Here is a 17992-nt window from a genome sequence, read left to right as displayed (position 1 = left end):
CGGCGGCGGGCGGGCGGTGGTGAGGGAGCGTGGCGGGCCGGGGCGGCCGCCCGTGCGGAGCCCCCTCACCGGTTCACGGACTGGATCTCCTTGACCACGACGTCCTGGTCCGCGCCGAACTCGCCGTCCGGGAGGTCGTCGCCCTTCTCCGTGGTGCTCGTCCAGCTGATCTTCCAGGTGACGGTGGCCCGCAGACCGTACGATCCGTCGCCCGACGAGCGCAGGTACTTCACCCCGCACGGCGGCGTCTCCTCGCTCCTGCCCTTCGCCCAGGGCGCACCGATCCGCCCCTTCACCACGGGGCACTCCCCCGCGGCGGGATAGGTCTCGGCGTCCTTCGTCCCGGGGTCGATCCGCAGCGAAACGGGCTTGGCCGTCGTCGTGGCCGAAAGCCCCGTCCCCGGCAGACTCGCCGTGACCGAGACCTCCTTGAACTTCGCCTCGTCCAACCACACCCAGGTCGGCAGATTCACTTTGGTCTCGGCGTTGGGTGCCATCTCCACTTCCGTGTCCGGCAGTGGGAGTTCGTCATAGGCGTACTCCGCGAGAACCTTGGGTGTGATGGCCAGCGGTTCCTTCGGCGTGGCGTTGTCGGGCACCCAGAAGGGCAATTTGTCGCAGGCGCTCGCCTCCGGCTCGTCCTTTCTGTTGGGGTTGATGGCAGCCGCCCAGAACATGCCCTTGCCCTGCTCGTCCAGGTTGTAGTCCTTGTACGGCTTTCCGTCCTTGTAGTACGCGTCGAACAAGTCCCCAACCAGGTCGCCTAGTCCCAGGATCTTCACCTTGCGCCACTTCTTGACGGTGGCCTCGATCTCCTTGGGCGAGAAGGCGGGTTCGTACCAGCAAGCAGGGGGCGTCCAGTCCCCGTCCACGGATGAGGAAACACCGGACTTGCCGGTGGCGGCATTGCCGTTCACCGTCGTCTGGACCCTGGTCTTGACGTTGATGGTGCGACCGTTGGCACCACCTTCGGCGTCCTTGCTCGTGCCGCCGGTGTTCTTGCGGTCGGCCCAGGCCGCGGGGGCCGCTTGAGCCGTGATCAAGAGCGCGGCGACAAGGGCCAACGCCGCAGGCCTGGCTGCGTGCTTCACGGTTGGCACACCTCACTTCCCCGCTTCGAGATGCTCCTCGTCGTCTGCCAGACGCCCTTGTCGTTCTTCCGCAGGCGGTCGTTGTAGAAGACGTACGAATCCTTGGACACCTCGGTGACGTTGGTCTTGTCCGTCTTGACGTCCTTTGTGTAACCCTTCGATTCGTCCGCGCAGTACGTCAGACCGGCCGAACCGTCTTTGCTGAGAGTGACTTTGCGGTCGAAGTAGCGAACGGTGCCCGTCACGGTGGTCCCGTCCTTGATGAATCCGCTGATCCAGTCGACCGACCCCAGGTAGGCGGAGTCCTTGCTGTAGAAGGCGACCGTCTTGGACTTGGGGTCGCGCGCACCGATCGCCTCATCGATGGCACGCAGGTAGTTCGCGTTGTCTCTCAGGACGGCGTCCTTCTTGGAGTCGCCCACCGTGTCAGGGGTGAAGACGAGTGTGTCCCCCTTGGGCAACTTGATCCGCGGCCGTTCTATCGCGTCGGCCGAAGCCTTCGGCGACGGCGTCGCACTCTCGCTGCTGCCGCTTCCGGCGCCCTCGATCTTGTCGTCGTTCCCGGACCCGCCGTCTCCGCCGCCGCAGGCGGAGAGTGACAGGACTGCGGCAGCGGTCAGAGACGCGGCAGCGAGCAGTGTGGGTCGGCGGGTCACAGTCAGCTCCCATGGGACGTGGGTTCACTTGAGTGAACCCACGCTATCCACGGGCAAAGCGCCACGCGACAGTGAGGTTTGCCGAGGACGGGGGCAGAAGGGGGCATACCCCCGCCGCGCGGCGGGGGTTGTTGCGCAACGGTCGCAGAACCCGGGAAGGGCGGTTACGCCCCCGGGCGGCCCCGCTCCGCGGTGCCGTCGGGCCACGCCCGCGGTCTCCGCCGCGCGGCCAGGTCCTCCACCCACCCCACGGCCAGCACCATCAATCCGATCAGCGGCCACACCAGCATGAACATCCACATCGTGTACGTCGAGTCGAGCGCCGCCATCGTCCGCTCGGTCATGAACGGGATGTCGTACGCCATGTCGATCAGTGGGACCGTCGCCATGATCAAGAGGTTGTGCCAGAGATAGATCGTGACGGCACGGTTGTTGGTGAGGGTGATCAGTCTGTCCCAGGCGGCGAGGCGGCCGGGGAGGCGGTGCCAGGTCGGGGAGTAGACGAGCAGGACGACGACGAAGCCGAGGGACCACGTGGCCTGGGCGAGGGGGATGTCGTTCAGGTCCCAGCCGTCGGGGCCGAGGTGGCCGGAGGCCCACCACAGGCCGAAGGCCATGGTGAGGGTGGCGAGGGAGACGGCGAGGTAGCGCGGGACCCGCGCGAGGACGCCGTCCTGGTGGGCGAAGCCGAGGATCCAGCAGCCTCCGTAGACCGCGAAGTCGGAGACGGCGTTGCCGGTTTCGCCGGGGATGCGGACGAACTCCGTGGTGAGCAGGGCCGTCAGGGCCAGGGGCGCGAGGAGCGTCGGCCAGGGCGCGCGGCGGAAGGCCCACAGGAGCAGGGGCGAGGCGACCACGAACCACAGGTAGGCGCGGAGGTACCAGAGCGGGCCGACCGCCTGCACGGCCCAGGTGTCCTCCAGGAGGCCCGCCTTGTCGCCGAGGTACCAGGGGAAGGGCGGCGCGCCGACCGGCAGGACGTAGTTCGCGAGGCTCAGCAGGCCCCGGGTGCCGTCGAGGTCCGGGTCGTCGGCCGGCTTCCAGCCCGCCGCGAGGAGCAGGAACAGGGCGGCCGCGCTGAACACCCACAGGGGCGGCAGGAGGCGGCGTACGCGGGACTTGATGACCTGCCACGCCGGGCGCTTCAGGGAGCGCGCGGTCAAGGAGCCCGCGAGGGCGAACATCACGCCCATCGACGGGAACAGGACCGTCAGCCAGGCCCAGCCGAAGAGGTGGTAGACGACGACGCGGACCAGGGCGAGGGAGCGCAGGAGGTCGAGGTAGCGGTCACGGGGAGGGGCCGGGGCCGGGGGCGCCTCCGTGCCGCCCGCGGGCGCCGCCTCCCCCGCGGCCGCGTCCACGCGCGCGGGGTGGTGCGTCATGCCGCCGTCCCCCCTTCCGCGCCGCCCGCCTGCCACCGCCGCGCCGCCGCGCCCGGTGCCTCCACCACGCCCGTGCGCCGCAGCTTCTGCCAGCGCAGCCGCCCGCCGGTGAGGGCGGTGATCCAGGACTGGAGGAGGACCACGTACATCAGCTGCCGGTAGAGGATCTGCTGGAGCGGGAGCGAGATCAGGTGGGTCATGGGTTCGCGGTCGAGGCGGAAGGCGTACGCCGCGCACACCGCCTGGACGGCGAGGACGCCGAGCCAGGCCGCGACCGTCTTCTGGGTGGGGCCGAAGACCAGGCCGTAGAGGAGGAAGACGTCGATGAGGGGCGCGAGGAGCGGGGCCAGGACCATGAACAGGGAGACCAGGGGCAGGCCGACGCGGCCGAAGCGCCCCGAGGGGCCGGAGTCGATGAGCGCGCGCCGGTGCTTCCAGATCGCCTGCATCGTGCCGTACGACCAGCGGTAGCGCTGGGACCACAGCTGGCGCACGGTCTCGGGGGCCTCGGTCCACGCGCGCGCCTTCTCGGCGTACACGACGCGCCAGCCGTCGCGGTGCAGGGCCATCGTGATGTCGGTGTCCTCGGCGAGCGTGTCGTCGCTCATGCCGCCGACCCGCTCCAGGGCGGAGCGGCGGAAGGCGCCGACGGCGCCGGGGATGGTCGGCATGCAGCGCAGCACGTCGTACATGCGGCGGTCGAGGTTGAAGCCCATCACGTACTCGATGTGCTGCCAGGCGCCGATGAGCGAGTCCCGGTTGCCGACCTTCGCGTTGCCCGCCACGGCGCCCACGCGCGGGTCACCGAAGGGCTGCACCAGCTCCCGGACCGTCGACGCCTCGAAGACGGTGTCGCCGTCCATCATCACGACGAGGTCGTGGCGCGCGTTGGCCAGGCCCCTGTTGAGCGCCGCGGGCTTGCCCGCGTTGTGCTGGCGGACGACGCGTACGTTCGGCAGGCCGAGGCCCTCGACGATGCGGGCGGTGCCGTCCGTCGAGCCGTCGTCGATGACGAGGACCTCGATCGGGTGATCGCTCGCCATCAGGGAACGGACGGTGTTCTCGATGCACTTGGCCTCGTTGTACGCGGGCACGAGGACCGAGACCGGCTCCGTCACCGGCGCGCCCCACCGGAAGTCGCGTTTGCGGACGCGACGGGTGTGGATCCCGGAGAGCACCAGCATCAGGGCGAACCGGCCGAGGACCAGGAAGCCGATCACCGCGAGGCCCACGACCAGGATGTCCGTGATGTGCTCGGCCGCGGTGACCAGGGCGATCCAGATCCTGCCCTGCCACAGCGCGACGCCGGTCACGCGCGCGTGGGCGCTGGGGGCGTCCAGGGCATCGGTGAGGTGGGTGAAGCGGTAGCCCTGCTGCTTCAGCGTCGGCAGGAAGCGGTCGAGGGCCGCCACCGTCTGGGAGCGGTCGCCGCCCGAGTCGTGCATGAGGACGATGGCGCCCCTGCCGTCCGCGGGCGTGGCACGGCGGATGATCTCGGCGACGCCGGGGCGCTTCCAGTCCTCGCTGTCGGTGTCGTTCACGACGGTCAGATAGCCGCGGCTGCCGATGTGCCGGGCGACCGGCCACGAGGTGTTGTCCATGGCGTCGGCGAAGGACGAGTACGGCGGGCGGAAGAGCGAGGTGCGGATGCCCGCGGCGCCCGCGAGCGCCAGCTGGTTCTGGGACAGCTCCCGGTCGACGCGGCTCTTCGACTGGAACGACAGGTCGGGGTGGTTGAAGGTGTGCAGGCCGACCTCGTGGCCCTCGCGGACCATCCGCGCGACCAGGCCGGGGTGGCGCGAGGCCATCGTGCCGGTGACGAAGAAGACGCCGTGCGCGTCGTGTTCGGCCAGGACGTCGAGGACCTTCGGGGTCCACTTCGGGTCGGGGCCGTCGTCGAAGGTCAGCACGATGTGGCGGTCGGGCACGCGCAGGGTCTTCTGCCGGTCGCCGCGGGTGTCGATGACCGGGCCGCCGCGCAGGATCTCCTTCGGGACCCGGTCGGTGGCCGCGGGCGGGCGCACGCGGTGGTCGGCGAGGATCTCGCTGTGCACGTACCCGCGGAGCAGCAGCATCGCGAGCAGCGCCACCAGGAGGAGGCTGGGCAGGAGATAGCGCATGGGGAGGCGGCGGGCGGTCCGCGCGCGGGCAGCGGGGCGCCCGGCGCGGCGGGCCGCGCCGCGCCCGCTGGAGCGGGGGTTCATGGCTGGGCTTCCTCCGGTGGGGCGGCGCCCGCGTCGGTCGCGGGCTGCGAGCCGGAGCCGGACTCGCCGCCCGCCTCGGCTCCGTCGCCTGCCTCGGCTCCGTCGCCCGCACCGGCGCCGTTGCCCGCGCCGTCGTTCTCGCCCTCGGGCGAGGGGGTGGGCGTGGGCGGGGCGGCAGGGGGCTCGGGGTCCTGCGACGGCTCGGCGGCCGGGGGTTCGGGGTCGTTCGTCGGGGCCGGGGCGGGGGCGCCGCCGCCGTCCGTCGGGCGGGGAGCGGGCCGGTCGCCGCCGCGCTTCGGGGCGGGGGCCGCGGGGCCGCCGGGCCCGCCGCCGTCGCGGTCAGCGGTGGGCACGTCCGCGCCCGGACCGCCCGAGGGCACGACGACCCGGTCCGGGGCCGTCCCGCTCGTCGTCCGCGAAGGACCGGCCGAAGGCGTCGTACCGGAGGAAGGCTTATCGGATGAAGGGGACGAAGGCGGTGAACCCGTCGAATCCGCCGGTACGTTCGGCGTGTCCACCTTGCTCGCGGGCTGCTCGTCCTTGGGGTCGGGCACCGGCAGCCAGGGCGCGCTGGAGTTGCCGGAGGCGAGGGTGGCCACGACGACCACCGCGTACCCCGCGCAGGCGAGGCCGACGAAGGTGCCGAGGCGGCGGTACCTGCGGCTGCGGCGGCCCGTCTCGTCGACGAACACCGGACCTTCGGCCATGTCCGTGGTGTCTGAAACTGTTCGCATGATCCGGGTGCCGTCGACACCGGCCGGGGACTCGCCCGCCAAGTGCCGCCCCACGCCGTCGATCTGGACCGTGACCTCGTGCGGGTCGTGGACGTACCCCGCCGACGCACTCGTGGGACCCATGGGGCCCGCCGCCGGACCCGGCGGACCCGCCATCGGGCCACCATGCGGGTCACCCGAGGAATCGCCTGGTAGACCGCCTGTCAGCACGCTCGCCGGGTCGTCCGACAGCGTGTTCTCCCGCCACTTCTCGCCGCGCACGGGCCACCCCCCACTGGAACGATGCGGGTGCGCGTACGACTCGCCGGGCCCTCGTCGTCCGGACCGGGCCCCCACCCGGCCCGAGCGCCCCTACTATCACACCGCACCCGGGCGACGAATGTAGCGCACGCCGGGGACACCTGTGTTTTCTCGCCAGTCTTAACTCACCATGATGAGTGCATCGTTGTCCGGAATCCATGCATTCATGGGCCTGACCAGCCATCCTTCCGCCGCGGCGAGTTCGGCCGCCGCGCGCCGCAGCGCGTCGAGACCGGGATGGTCCAGACCGCGCCGCCACACCAGGGACACCGGTGACAGCGGCACCGGGTCGACGAGCGGCCGCAGCACCGCGCCGGGCAGCTCGGGGAAGCCGACCACCGCGAGGACGGGGTTGCGGTGCTTGGCCATGACCCGCGCGAACTCCTCGGGCCCGACGGCCAGCGGGGCGGGCGGCGCGACCTCGATGCCCCGGCCCGCGAAGAGGCGTTCGGCCAGGTCGGTCCACTCCGGGGTGCGGTCGTTGCCCGCGCCCGCGTACACGCGCTCGCCCGCGAGCCGGGCCAGCGGCACCTCGTCGAGGGCCGCCAGCGGATGCCCGGTGGGGAGCAGCACCGCCATCGGCTCGTACCGCACCGGCTGCTGCGCGAGCGAGGCCCGCAGGGCGGCGGGAAGCCCTGCGTACCGGCCGAACGAGGCGTCGATCCTGCCCGCCGCGATCTCGGCCGCCGCGCCCGTCAGGCCGCTCTCGAAGCGGGCCATCAGCTCGCAGTGCGGGACCAGTTGACGGGCCCGCTCCAGGACCCGCGCGGAGAAGAGGCCGGGGCTGTTGAGGTCGACCAGCAGGGGGCGGGTGGCGGTGGCGCCCCCGCGCGCGAAGGCGGCCGTCAGCTCGTCCTGCGCCTCCAGGACCCGCCGGGCGTACGGGAGCAGCCGCTCACCGTCGGCCGTCAGCACGACCTGTCGCGTGGACCGTACGAACAGGTCCGTCGCCAACTCCCGCTCCAGGCGCCGCACATCACGGCTCAGCGCCTGCTGGGCGACGTAGAGGCGGGCGGCCGCGCGCGTGAAGTGCAGCTCTTCGGAGACGGCGACGAAGGCGCGGAGCAGCCGCGGCTCCACGTCACGGCGCGCCCCGGGCAGTGAGGTGACCATCCGGGAAACTTACAACGCAGACGCGTTAATCGCCCTCCAGAAGGTGTTGGACCACTCCTAGGGGCAGCGATGAGCCTTGAGCCATGCCGCAAGCCCCCTCCGACTCGCCCGACATATCCACCACCGCTCCCGCCGCCGACCCGATGGCGTCCCCCGCCGCTGCCCCGGGCCTGGGCCCGCGCCGCAACCCGTACGCCCGTCTCTTCGCCGTCCCCGGAGCCACCGCCTTCACCGTCGGCAACCTCATCGCGCGGCTGCCCATGGGCATGTTCAGCGTGAGCGCGGTGACGATGATCGCCGGATCCCGCGGTTCGTACGCGCTCGCGGGCGCCGTCACCGCCACCGGGCTCGCGGCGACCGCCGTCGTGGCGCCCTGGACGGCGCGGCTCGTCGACCGCCACGGACAGGCGCGCGTGGCCGTGCCCGCCACCGCGTTCGCCGTGCTCGGCTCGCTCTCGCTGCTGCTGTGCGTGCGGTACGGGGCCCCCGACTGGACCCTGTTCGCCTCCTACGCCGCCACGGCCACGGTCCCGAACACCGGCGGCATGTCCCGCGCCCGCTGGGCCCACCTCCTGAAGGGCGACACGCGCGCCCTGCACACCGCCAACTCCTTCGAGCAGGCCGCGGACGAGCTGTGCTTCATGCTCGGCCCGGTGCTCGCGGCGTTCCTGTGCGGGGCGTTCTTCCCGGAGGCGGGCACCCTCGTGGCCGCCGTGCTGCTGCTGACCGGCGTGCTGCTCTTCGCCGCACAGGGCGCGACGGAACCGCCGCCCCACGCGCGTACGGACGCCGCCTCGAAGACGGGATCGCCGCTGCGCGCGCGGGGCGTGCCCGCGCTGCTCGTCGTCTTCCTGGCCACCGGCGCGGTCTTCGGCGCCATGGAGGTCGTCACCATCGCCTACGCCGACGAGCAGGGCCACAAGGCGGCCGCGGGCGTCGTCCTGGCCCTCCAGGCGGCGGGTTCGTGCGCCGCGGGGCTCGTCTTCGGCGCCGTACGGCCGCGCGGCCCGCTGCACCGCCGCAGACTGCTGTGCGCGGCGGCGATGGCGGCCCTGATGTGCCTGCCGCTGCTCGCGGCCACCGCCACCGGCTCCCTCGTCGTGCTCGCCGGGGCGCTGCTGTGCGCCGGGATGGCCACCGCGCCGACGATGGTGACCAGCATGACGCTGGTGCAGCGCCTCACCCCCGAGGGGCGGACGAACGAGGGCATGACCCTCGCCGTGACCGGCCTCCTCGGGGGCATCGCCTGCGGCGCGGCGGCGAGCGGCTGGACCGTGGAGCACCTGGGCGCCACCACGGGCTACGCCGTGCCCGTGGCCGCCGCGTGCTGCGCGCTGCTCCTGACGGTGCTCGGCGGGGACCCCACCAGGGGCACCGGCGGTGCCGTCAGCACCGGGCGGGCTTGACCCACGAGCACTCCAGGCCGCCGCCCCGCTCCCCGGCACCGGCACGGCCCGCGCGCGGCTCCACCAGGACCGCCTTGTCCGCGGTGGACCTGGCGAGCGTGACGACGATCGCGTCCTCCACGGGCTTCACCGAGGAGGCCAGGTGGTTGTTGAGGACGATGCTGAAGACCAGCTCGCGCCCGCCCGCGTCGGTCACGTACCCGGAGAGGGCGGACGCGCCGGTCAGTGTCCCCGTCTTGGCGCGCACGTTGCGGGCGGCGGGGGTCCCGCACATGCGGGTGCGCAGCGTGCCGCCGACGAACTTGTCCGGCTCGCAGGCCACCGGCAGGGACCGGTACCAGTCGGCGAACCAGGGCTCGCCCTTGGCCGAGCGCAGCAGCGTGATGAGCTGGTCGGCGGCGATGTTGTCCTTGCGCGACAGGCCGGAGCCGTCGACCTGGCGCAGCTTGCCCGGGTCGACGCCCGCCGTCTTCAGATAGCCGCCGATCGCCGCGATCCCGTCGCCCCAACTGCCGGGGCGCCCGGTCGCCTTGTGCCCCATGGCCTTCGTCAGGTGTTCGGCGTGCATGTTGTTGGACAGCTTCATGAACGGGACGAGCAGGTCCTTGACCGGCATGGAGGCGTGCGATGCCAGTGCCCGCGCGTCCTTCGGGGTCGCGCGCCCCGCCTTGGTCGGCCCGCTGACCTTCACCCCGTGGGCGGCGAGCGCGTCCCGGAAGACGGCGGCGGCGTACCGGGTGGGCTCCCAGACGGTCACCCACTCCTTGACGGCCGCGGCGCCCGCCGGGACGGAGCCCGTGACGGTGATGGTGTTCTCGCCGTGCCGCCGCTCGACGGCGAGGCTGTTCCCGCTGCCCGCGGCGCCCGTGGTGGCGCGCAGGTCGATGTCCACGTAGCCGGTCCTCGGGGTGAGGGACACGCGCGGCTCGTCCCCGGGGGCCGCGCCCGGCGTCACCTCGACGATGACGGTCCCGGTGTCGTAGTCCGTGTCGGGGGCGAGGCTGAGGGCCGAGATCTGGGCCGCGTAGTACGACGACTCGTCGTCGGCGCCCCAGGTGTCGCCGACGCGCCGGTCGTCGAACCGGGTGTCGTCGGCGACGAGCCGACCCGAGACCCGCCGGACGCCGGCCGCGGCGACCTTCGCGGCCAGCGCGTCGTAGTCCTTGGCGAGGGTCGTCGGGTCGCCGGTGCCGCGCAGATACAGGTCCCCCTTGAGCACGGGCCCGTGCCGCTCGCCGTCGGCGAGGACGTCCGTGGTGAACCGGTGGTCGGGGCCGAGGACCTCCAGGGCGGCGGCCGAGGTGAGCATCTTGGTGTTGGACGCGGGCATGAGCCGCCCGGTCGGCCGGTGCCGGTAGAGGACGTCGCCGCTCTTGGCGTCGGCGACCACGACGCTGGCGACGCCGCCTTCCATACGGGGGTCGCCGAGGATGGTGTCGATGGCTTCGGGGAGCCCGCTGCGCTCGGCGTCGGCCCCGGCCGGGGCGCTGAGGGACAGCGAGGCGGCGGCGACGCCGAGGACGGCGGGCCAGATCCAGTGGCGCATGCGGGTGTTGACGCGACTCACGGGTCTACTCATGACCCTGGAGGATCCCGGATGACGGCCCCTCGCAACAGTAGGCCGCGCCACGACCTGGGCCAGGGGGGCCTGGGCCAGGGGGGTGCGGGTGGCGGAGCCCCCGCCTCGCGCGGCGAAGCCGCGCAGAAAATACGAAGGCGACGTGGCCCGCGCTGTCCGCGGGCACACGTCGCCTGTCGCCTTCGTGGAGATGGCGGGAATCGAACCCGCGTCCAACGGTGCAGAATCAGGGCTTCTCCGTGTGCAGTCCACTGCGATTTTCTCAGCCCCGGAGATCACGTGGACAAGTCTCCGACGGGCTCAGTCACTGTTTGATTTCCTCCTAGGCCCCGTGACCGGGTCTAGAAGTTTAGTCCCCTAGCTGATGCCAGGATCCGGGTCGGGAACAGCCCCGGGCTGACACTTCGCAAAGTCGCTACTTAGGCAGCGAGGGCGAAGGAATCGCGCTTGGTGTTGGCGATTATTGGTTGCGACATATGGTTAACGAGATCATTGCCGCTTCCTCGACACGCTTCCCCTGCTTCGACATCCGCTGTCGAAACCGATCATCCCCATGTTGATTTTTCAAACCCTCCGAGGAGGGGCCGCCCCGTCACCAGCGGAGCATGAACCATCGTACGTGACCAACGCCGTCGCGTGCCAGCGCATTCCCCGCCAGGGGGCCTAGGCGATGCCCTGGCGCCGCCGGACGGCGGAGATCGCGCGGTTCGTCTCGCGCAGGTCCTGCTTCTCGCGCAGCGTCTGCCGCTTGTCGAACTCCTTCTTGCCCTTGGCGAGCGCGATCTCGACCTTGACGCGGCTGTCCTTGAAGTACAGCGCGAGCGGTACGAGCGTGTGCCCCGTCTCCTGGGACTTCGCCTCCAGCTTGTCGATCTCCGCGCGGTGCAGCAGCAGCTTGCGCTTGCGCTTGGCGGAGTGGTTGGTCCACGTGCCCTGGACGTACTCCGGGATGTGGATGTTGTGCAGCCAGGCCTCGTGGCCGTCGATCTGCACGAAGCCGTCCACCAGGGAGGCCCGGCCGAGCCTGAGGGACTTGACCTCGGTGCCCATCAGGACCACGCCGCACTCGTACGTGTCCAGGATGTGGTAGTCGTGCCGCGCCTTCTTGTTCTGCGCGATCATCTTGGGGCGGGCGGCCTTGGCCTCGGCCTTCGCCGCCTTGCGCTTCACCTTTTCCTTAGCCATAGTGCGGCCATTTTCGCACTACGAGGGGGGTCCGAGGCCAGTCAATACTGTCTCGGCCCGCTCCTGGGCGCCGCCGTCGACCTCCAGGTCCGGGGTGATGCCCCGGCCGTCGACGCCCCGCCCCGAAGGGGTGCGGTAGTGCCCGACCGTCAGTTCGGCGACGGAGCCGTCGGGCAGCCGGCTCGGCATCTGCACCGAGCCCTTGCCGAAGGTCCTGGAGCCCACGACGACCGCGCGCCCGCGGTCCTGGAGGGCCCCGGTGAGCAGCTCGGCCGCGCTCATCGTGCCGCCGTCGACGAGCGCGACCACGGGTCTCGCCGCGTCGCCGCCGGGCCGCGCGTGCAGCGCGCGCTGGCGTCCGCGGACGTCGTACGTCGCCACCAGGCCGCCGTCGAGCAGCGCCGATGCGGCGGTGACGGCCTCGGTGACCAGGCCGCCCGCGTTGCCCCGCAGGTCGAGCAGGACACCGGCGCCCCGGGGGGCCCGCCGCACCGCGTCGCGCACGGCCGCGCCCGAGCCCTTGGTGAACGCGTCCACCTTGATCTTCACGGCGCCGTCGCGGAGCCGGGTCACGCTCACCGAGTCCGTCGACAGGCGCTCGCGGTGCAGCGTCGTCCGCCACGCGCGCGTGCCGCGCTCCAGGCCGAGCGCGACCGGGGTGCCCTCGCGGGCGCCGCGCAGCAGGGACACGACCTCCGTCACCGGGCGGCCCTTGACCTTGCGGCCGTCCACGGTGGTGAGCCGGTCGCCCTGGCGGATGCCCGCGCGGGCGGCGGGGCCGTCGCCGCGCACCTTCGACACCTCGATGCGGCCGTCGGCGGCGCGCCGGGCCCACAGGCCGACGCCCGTGTAGGCGCCGCCCAGGGCCTGCTCGAACTCCTTGTACTCGCCCTGCGAGTACACCGAGGCCCAGCGGTCGCCGCTGCGGCTGACCGCGTCCTCGGCGGCCTCGGTGCCGGACTTGCCGTCGGCCATGGCCTCGGCGGCGGCGTCCGCCGCCTCCTCGGCGGGATCCCGGTCCCGGTCCCGGTCGCGTTCGCGCGAGGAGGCGAGGGAACGGGTGGGGGGTGCCGCAGAGTTCCGGCCTTCCGGGGGGTCCTCGCTCCAGGAGCCGGTGGCCGCGCCGGTGGCGAGCACGCTCGCGAACACCAATGTCAGGGCTGCCCCGCGGCGGATGCGGCGGGGCGAGGCGAGCCAATCGGGGCCTGACATGTCGGTGAGTCTAGGACAACGAGGGGCGCCGTACGGTCGGTTGACCGCACGGCGCCCGAGGCACTCCTCACATCAGCGGCACCCCGCGCCGCCCGCCGCCTCACACCTTCAGGTACTTGCGCAACGCGAGGAAAGCGGCAAGGGCGGGCATCAGCAGTCCGATGACGAGGACCAGTGGAAGGACCGCGAAGACGGAGTCCCAGCCGATGAAGTTGATCAGCGTCAGCTTCTCGGAGAGCTCCAGGCCGTGGTCGATGATGAAGTAGCGGCCGAGCAGCAGGAAGCCACAGGCGAGCCCGCCGCCGATGAGCCCGGAGACGGCGGCCTCCAGGATGAACGGCATCTGGATGTAGAGGCTGGACGCGCCCACCAGACGCATGATCCCGGTTTCACGGCGACGGCTGAACGCCGAGACCCGCACCGTGTTGACGATCAGCATCAGGGCGACGACCAGCATCAGGGCCATCACCGCGAGCGCCGCCTTGTTCATGCCGTTGAGCAGCTCGAAGAGGTTGTCCAGGACGCCCTTCTGGTCCTCCACCGACTGCACCCCGTCACGCCCGGAGAAGGCGGTGGCCACCACCTGGTACTTCTCCGGGTCCTTCAGCTTGATGCGGTACGACTCCTGCATCTGGTCCGGCGTCAGGGAGCTGGACAGCGGCGAGTCGCCGAACTGCTCCTTGTAGTGCTTGTACGCCTCGTCCGCCGACTCGTGCTCGACGGTGTCCACGACCGACATCTTCTTGAGGTCGGTGAGGATCCGGTCCTTCTGCTCGTTGGTGACGGCGCCCTTGGCGCACTTGGGGTCCTGCTCGGCGTCCGCCTTGTTGCAGAGGAAGATCGAGACGTTGACCTTGTCGTACCAGTAGCCCTTCATCGTGCTCACCTGGTCGCGCATGAGCAGCGAGCCGCCGAACAGGGCGAGCGAGAGGGCGACGGACACGACGACGGCGAAGGTCATCGTGAGGTTGCGGCGGAGACCGACGCCGATCTCCGACAGGACGAACTGGGCGCGCATGGCGGCCTTTCGGTGGATCAGGTGGAACAGATGGTTCCGGCAGGCGGGTCGTCAGGGCCGGCCACGGGGACAGGAGAGGCCGGCCGCCGACGGGGGCAGTCGTCGAATCAGTGCTGGTAGCCGTAGACGCCGCGGGACTGGTCGCGGACGAGACGGCCCTTCTCCAGCTCGATGACCCGCTTGCGCATCTGGTCCACGATCTGCTGGTCGTGGGTGGCCATCACGACGGTGGTGCCGGTCCGGTTGATGCGGTCGAGCAGCTTCATGATGCCGACGGAGGTCTGCGGGTCGAGGTTGCCCGTCGGCTCGTCGGCGATCAGCAGCTTCGGGCGGTTGACGAAGGCGCGGGCGATCGCCACGCGCTGCTGCTCACCACCGGAGAGCTCGCCGGGCATCCGGTCCTCCTTGCCGCCGAGCCCGACGAGGTCGAGCACCTGGGGCACGGACTTGCGGATCTCGCCGCGCGACTTGCCGATGACCTCCTGGGCGAAGGCCACGTTCTCGGCGACGGTCTTGTTCGGCAGGAGCCGGAAGTCCTGGAAGACGGTGCCCAGCTGGCGGCGCATGTGCGGCACCTTCCAGTTGGAGAGCCGGGCCAGGTCCTTGCCCAGGACGTGCACCTGGCCGTGGCTGGTGCGCTCCTCGCGGAGGATCAGCCGCAGGAAGGTGGACTTTCCGGAGCCGGATGACCCCACCAGGAAGACGAACTCGCCCTTTTCGATCTCCAGCGACACATCGCGGAGCGCCGGACGGTTCTGCTTCGGATAGGCCTTGGAGACGTTGTCGAATCGGATCACGGATGCACCACGGGTAGCCGGGGGTAGGTGAGCGTGACCATACGCGAATGCGGTAGGCGAGCGCAGTCGGCGTCCTGAGTTGCGCGATTTGTCGCGGATCCTGGAGGGGGCGGATCGGCCGGAAACCGGCGGCTGCGGGCGGGCCGCGCCGAAATCCGTGGAAGCTGGCACAGTGGTAGGGGGAACGGTTGAGGTTCCCAGAGCGTTGGGCAGGCTGAGACTGTGCGGGAGGAGAAGCGCATGACCTTTGACAGGTTGGTGTGCGCGAACTGCGCGGCGCCTGTGAGCGAGGGCCGCTGCCCCGTGTGCCGGGCCAACCGGGAGCGCATGCAGCAGGAAGGCCCCTTCGGCGGCCTCAGCCCCGCGACCCTGATAGGGCTGCTCGTCGTCCTGATCGCGGCGATGGCGCTGCTCGCGCACCAGACCGCGTAACCGCCGGGCCCGGGGCCGAGCGCCCCGACCGCGGTGGACCGGACCGCGACCGGCTGCGACTGTCCGTGACCGACCATCCGTGATCGACCGTGTTCGCCGGTGGCCGTTCGCGCGCACCGGCGGAGCGCACAGAAAGGCCCGGAGCCATGCGGCTCCGGGCCTTTTTCCTGCTTGTCCACCCGGGAGGGTTACGCGGCTGCCCCGCGGTTGCCGACCAGGCGCGGCAGGAGGCGGAAGCCGATGCCTCCCGCGATCATCGTCGCGGCACCGATGACCAGGAAGGTCACCTCGGTGGCACCGGTCTCGGCCAGCTCGCCGTCGTTCTTGCCCTGGCCCTTGTCGGCCACCTGATCCACCTGCTGCGGAGAGGTGCCCGTGTCGGTCAGGCTGTCCTTGCCCTGACCCTGCTCGACGGGCCGGTCGCCGCCGCCGTCGGGGTCGGCGCCGTTGCCGCCGCCGGTGCCACCGCCGCCGGTGCCGCCCTCGCCCGGCTTGCTCGGGTCGCTGGTGGGCTTGGGCGGGTCGGTCGGCCGCGGCGGTTCCGTCGGCTGGGGCGGGTCGGTCGGGTCCGTGGGCCGCGGCGGCTGCGTCGGCTCCGTGGGCTCGGGCGGCTCCGTCGGCTCGGTCGGCTCGTCGGTCGGCTCCGGCGGGTTGGTGGGCTCCTCCGGGTCCTCGTCACCCGGGAGGTCCGCGTCGACACCGATGCCGTTCTCGTCGGCGGAGGCGCTCGCGCCCTTGCCGCCCAGATCGACGCCCACGTCCAGGGCCGAGGCGGCGCCCGCGGCGGTGAGCGACGCACCGGCGGCGATCACCGCGCCGGCGGCTATCCGCGCGATGCGGATGCGCGTCTTCTTGGTCATCAGGCTGCTACCCCCAGTAGCTGATACGTCAGTGAGGCAGCGCCCGGGGCCCCGGTCACGGGACGGCTCGCGGTCGGCCTCCCGGATCACACGCGCCCCAGAGATGCGCATGCCGCCCGCTAGCCTTTCCACTTTTCTGAGCACCGTCAAGGACGTTGCGCGCGCGATGACCGTTATGCGCTCAGTTGACCGTCGAGCGGACATGCGACTGTGACGAAACCAGCGCGAGAAGCCCACAACTGGCCTGCGGAACGCGGAAGCCGCGGCCTTGAAGGCCGCGGCTTCCGTGAATTCCGAGGGGTGCGCGATGCTCCGGCGAAGACCCGCCGTGCCGACGAGCGGAAACCCGCCGTGTCGACAAAGCGCCGAAATTACTTCCCCGAGTCCTGCTCCTGCTTACTTCTCCTGCTGCTTGCGCCAGCGAATTCCGGCCTCGAGGAAGCCGTCGATCTCGCCGTTGAACACCGCTTCGGGGTTACCGACTTCGTGCTCCGTCCGCAGGTCCTTCACCATCTGGTACGGGTGCAGGACGTACGAACGCATCTGGTTGCCCCAGGAGTTTCCGCCGTCGCCCTTGAGGGCGTTCATCTTCTCCTGCTCCTCCTGGCGGCGGCGCTCGAGCAGCTTCGCCTGGAGGACGTTCATCGCGGTCGCCTTGTTCTGGATCTGCGAGCGCTCGTTCTGACAGGAGACGACGATGCCGGTGGGGAGGTGGGTCAGGCGGACCGCGGAGTCCGTCGTGTTGACGCCCTGGCCGCCGGGGCCCGACGAGCGGTACACGTCGACGCGCAGCTCGCTCTCGTCGATCTCGACGTGGTCGGTCTGCTCGACCACGGGCAGGATCTCGACGCCCGCGAAGGACGTCTGACGGCGGCCCTGGTTGTCGAACGGCGAGATGCGCACCAGGCGGTGCGTGCCCTGCTCCACGGAGAGCGTGCCGTACGCGTACGGAGCCTGGACGGCGAAGGTGGTCGACTTGATGCCGGCCTCTTCCGCGTACGACGTCTCGTACAGCTCCGTCTTGTAGCCGTGGCGCTCGGCCCAGCGCAGGTACATGCGCTGGAGCTTCTCGGCGAAGTCGGAGGCGTCGACGCCTCCGGCCTCCGCGCGGATGGTGACGAGGGCCTCACGCGCGTCGTACTCGCCGGAGAGGAGGGTGCGGACCTCCATCTCGTCCAGCGCCTTCTTGACCGCCGTGAGCTCCGTCTCGGCCTCCGCGCGGGTGTCCGGGTCGTCCTCCTCCTCGGCCATCTCGAAGAGCACGCCCAGGTCGTCGATGCGCCCGCGCAGGGTCTCCGCCTTGCGCACCTCCGCCTGGAGGTGGCTCAGCTTGCTGGTGATCTTCTGCGCCGCGTCCGGGTCGTCCCAGAGGGACGGCGCGGCCGCCTGCTCCTCGAGCACGGCGATGTCTGCCCTCAGCTTGTCGAGGTCCAGGACGGCCTCGATCGACTCCATGGTCGAGGAGAGGGACTTGAGCTCTTCGGATACGTCGACGACTGCCACGACACCAGCGTAACGGCTACGGCTGTCGTCCCTCCCCCCATGGGGCCGGGGGCACCCCCGCCCCGGCCCCCGGCGGGTCCCTCCCGGCCTTCACGGCCCCTGTCACGGGCCCGCTGCGGCTGACGCCCCCGGTACGGCCCTACCGCTACCGCGCGGGCTCTGCGGCTGACGCCCCTCGGCACGGCCCCACCGCTACCGCGGGATGCTCCCGCCCGGCCCTCCCCGGTTTCGGAGCCCCTGGCCTGACGCCCCAGGTGCCGCCTGGCTGCCGCCCCTCAGTACGGCCCTACCGCTGCTGCGGGATGCTCCCGCCCGCCTCTCCCTGGCTTCGGGGCCGGGGCTTGGCACCTCAGGGGCCGCCTCACCGCTGCCGCGGGGCGCTGCGGCTGACGCCCCTCGGCACGGCCCCACCGCTGCCGAGGGATGCTCCCGCCCGGCCCTCCCCGGCTTCGGGGGCCGGGGCTTGGCGCCTCAGCGCTGCCGCGGGGCGCTCCTGCCCTCGCACCTGTCGCTGCCCGGC

At 71.6% G+C, this 17992-nt stretch carries 15 protein-coding genes and 1 other RNA gene; 2 read left to right on the top strand and 14 right to left on the bottom strand.

Annotated elements, in window-relative coordinates; translation table 11 throughout:
• Positions 1-65: 65 nt before the first annotated feature.
• From IG74_RS0123305 to IG74_RS0123280, 6 genes are all read right to left on the bottom strand, one after another.
• A complete protein-coding gene (locus IG74_RS0123305; RefSeq protein WP_234334424.1) occupies positions 66-1091 on the bottom strand; it encodes a hypothetical protein in 1026 nt (341 codons plus the stop codon).
• Positions 1088-1747 (bottom strand): hypothetical protein, encoded by a 660-nt coding sequence (locus tag IG74_RS0123300; protein ID WP_030680654.1) that lies wholly within the window; start codon positions 1745-1747, stop codon positions 1088-1090. Before IG74_RS0123300 ends, IG74_RS0123305 begins: the two co-directional genes overlap by 4 nt.
• Positions 1748-1911: 164 nt before the next feature.
• Complete coding sequence (locus IG74_RS0123295) at positions 1912-3129, bottom strand: acyltransferase family protein (protein WP_051855199.1); 1218 nt, start codon at positions 3127-3129, stop codon at positions 1912-1914.
• Positions 3126-5333: a glycosyltransferase gene (locus tag IG74_RS0123290; protein ID WP_030680650.1), complete on the bottom strand. Its 2208-nt coding sequence runs from the start codon at positions 5331-5333 to the stop codon at positions 3126-3128. Before IG74_RS0123290 ends, IG74_RS0123295 begins: the two co-directional genes overlap by 4 nt.
• A complete protein-coding gene (locus IG74_RS54225) occupies positions 5330-6190 on the bottom strand; it encodes a hypothetical protein (protein ID WP_158857727.1) in 861 nt (286 codons plus the stop codon). The genes IG74_RS0123290 and IG74_RS54225 overlap by 4 nt, the downstream gene beginning before the upstream one ends.
• A 297-nt stretch (positions 6191-6487) precedes the next feature.
• Positions 6488-7480, bottom strand: a complete 993-nt coding sequence (locus IG74_RS0123280) for a LysR family transcriptional regulator (RefSeq protein WP_030680646.1) — start codon at positions 7478-7480, stop codon at positions 6488-6490.
• Positions 7481-7623: 143 nt separating this feature from the next.
• On the opposite strand from IG74_RS0123280, the gene IG74_RS0123275 reads away from it, so the two are divergent.
• The gene (locus IG74_RS0123275; RefSeq protein WP_234334427.1) at positions 7624-8886 is read left to right on the top strand and encodes an MFS transporter; all 1263 of its coding nucleotides are present in this window, start codon (positions 7624-7626) and stop codon (positions 8884-8886) included.
• On the opposite strand, the gene dacB is transcribed toward IG74_RS0123275, so the two are convergent.
• From dacB to ftsE, 6 genes are all read right to left on the bottom strand, one after another.
• A complete protein-coding gene (dacB, locus tag IG74_RS0123270; protein WP_030680642.1) occupies positions 8867-10465 on the bottom strand; it encodes a D-alanyl-D-alanine carboxypeptidase/D-alanyl-D-alanine-endopeptidase in 1599 nt (532 codons plus the stop codon). The genes IG74_RS0123275 and dacB overlap by 20 nt on opposite strands.
• Positions 10466-10647: 182 nt before the next feature.
• Positions 10648-11018: a transfer-messenger RNA gene (gene ssrA / locus IG74_RS48765) on the bottom strand.
• 110 nt (positions 11019-11128) lie between these two features.
• Positions 11129-11650 (bottom strand): SsrA-binding protein SmpB, encoded by a 522-nt coding sequence (smpB, locus tag IG74_RS0123265; protein WP_051855187.1) that lies wholly within the window; start codon positions 11648-11650, stop codon positions 11129-11131.
• A gap of 18 nt (positions 11651-11668) precedes the next feature.
• Positions 11669-12862: a S41 family peptidase gene (locus IG74_RS0123260; RefSeq protein WP_078868982.1), complete on the bottom strand. Its 1194-nt coding sequence runs from the start codon at positions 12860-12862 to the stop codon at positions 11669-11671.
• A gap of 100 nt (positions 12863-12962) precedes the next feature.
• Positions 12963-13880 carry a permease-like cell division protein FtsX gene (ftsX, locus tag IG74_RS0123255; protein WP_030680632.1) on the bottom strand — a complete coding sequence of 306 codons (918 nt, stop codon included), beginning with the start codon at positions 13878-13880 and terminating at the stop codon, positions 12963-12965.
• Positions 13881-13987: 107 nt separating this feature from the next.
• Positions 13988-14677, bottom strand: a complete 690-nt coding sequence (gene ftsE / locus IG74_RS0123250) for a cell division ATP-binding protein FtsE (RefSeq protein ID WP_016644946.1) — start codon at positions 14675-14677, stop codon at positions 13988-13990.
• Positions 14678-14917: 240 nt separating this feature from the next.
• Here ftsE and IG74_RS0123245 point away from each other — a divergent pair, with 240 nt between their 5' ends.
• Entirely contained in the window at positions 14918-15109 is a 192-nt protein-coding gene (locus IG74_RS0123245; RefSeq protein ID WP_030680627.1) for a hypothetical protein, read from the top strand.
• Between the two features lie 188 nt (positions 15110-15297).
• Here the strand turns inward: IG74_RS0123245 and IG74_RS0123240 are convergent, their stop codons facing one another.
• Positions 15298-15969: a hypothetical protein gene (locus IG74_RS0123240; protein WP_030680624.1), complete on the bottom strand. Its 672-nt coding sequence runs from the start codon at positions 15967-15969 to the stop codon at positions 15298-15300.
• Between the two features lie 396 nt (positions 15970-16365).
• Positions 16366-17472 carry a peptide chain release factor 2 gene (prfB, locus tag IG74_RS0123235; protein WP_030680622.1) on the bottom strand — a complete coding sequence of 369 codons (1107 nt, stop codon included), beginning with the start codon at positions 17470-17472 and terminating at the stop codon, positions 16366-16368.
• Positions 17473-17992 lie beyond the last annotated feature (520 nt).

It is taken from the genome of Streptomyces sp. NRRL B-1347, assembly GCF_000720325.1.
GTDB lineage: Bacteria > Actinomycetota > Actinomycetes > Streptomycetales > Streptomycetaceae > Streptomyces.
The sequence above is the reverse complement of the archived record's forward strand: the minus strand, read 5'-3'. Positions and strand labels throughout refer to the sequence as shown.

Bases quoted from the DNA above. Each gene is read 5' to 3' on its own strand.
- IG74_RS0123295 (WP_051855199.1), bottom strand. From the start codon at position 3,129: ATGACGCACCACCCCGCGCGCGTGGACGCGGCCGCGGGGGAGGCGGCG.
- IG74_RS0123290 (WP_030680650.1), bottom strand. From the start codon at position 5,333: ATGAACCCCCGCTCCAGCGGGCGCGGCGCGGCCCGCCGCGCCGGGCGC.
- IG74_RS54225 (WP_158857727.1), bottom strand. From the start codon at position 6,190: ATGGGTCCCACGAGTGCGTCGGCGGGGTACGTCCACGACCCGCACGAG.
- IG74_RS0123280 (WP_030680646.1), bottom strand. From the start codon at position 7,480: ATGGTCACCTCACTGCCCGGGGCGCGCCGTGACGTGGAGCCGCGGCTG.
- IG74_RS0123275 (WP_234334427.1), top strand. From the start codon at position 7,624: ATGGCGTCCCCCGCCGCTGCCCCGGGCCTGGGCCCGCGCCGCAACCCG.
- dacB (WP_030680642.1), bottom strand. From the start codon at position 10,465: ATGAGTAGACCCGTGAGTCGCGTCAACACCCGCATGCGCCACTGGATC.
- smpB (WP_051855187.1), bottom strand. From the start codon at position 11,650: ATGGCTAAGGAAAAGGTGAAGCGCAAGGCGGCGAAGGCCGAGGCCAAG.
- IG74_RS0123260 (WP_078868982.1), bottom strand. From the start codon at position 12,862: ATGTCAGGCCCCGATTGGCTCGCCTCGCCCCGCCGCATCCGCCGCGGG.
- ftsX (WP_030680632.1), bottom strand. From the start codon at position 13,880: ATGCGCGCCCAGTTCGTCCTGTCGGAGATCGGCGTCGGTCTCCGCCGC.
- IG74_RS0123245 (WP_030680627.1), top strand. From the start codon at position 14,918: ATGACCTTTGACAGGTTGGTGTGCGCGAACTGCGCGGCGCCTGTGAGC.
- IG74_RS0123240 (WP_030680624.1), bottom strand. From the start codon at position 15,969: ATGACCAAGAAGACGCGCATCCGCATCGCGCGGATAGCCGCCGGCGCG.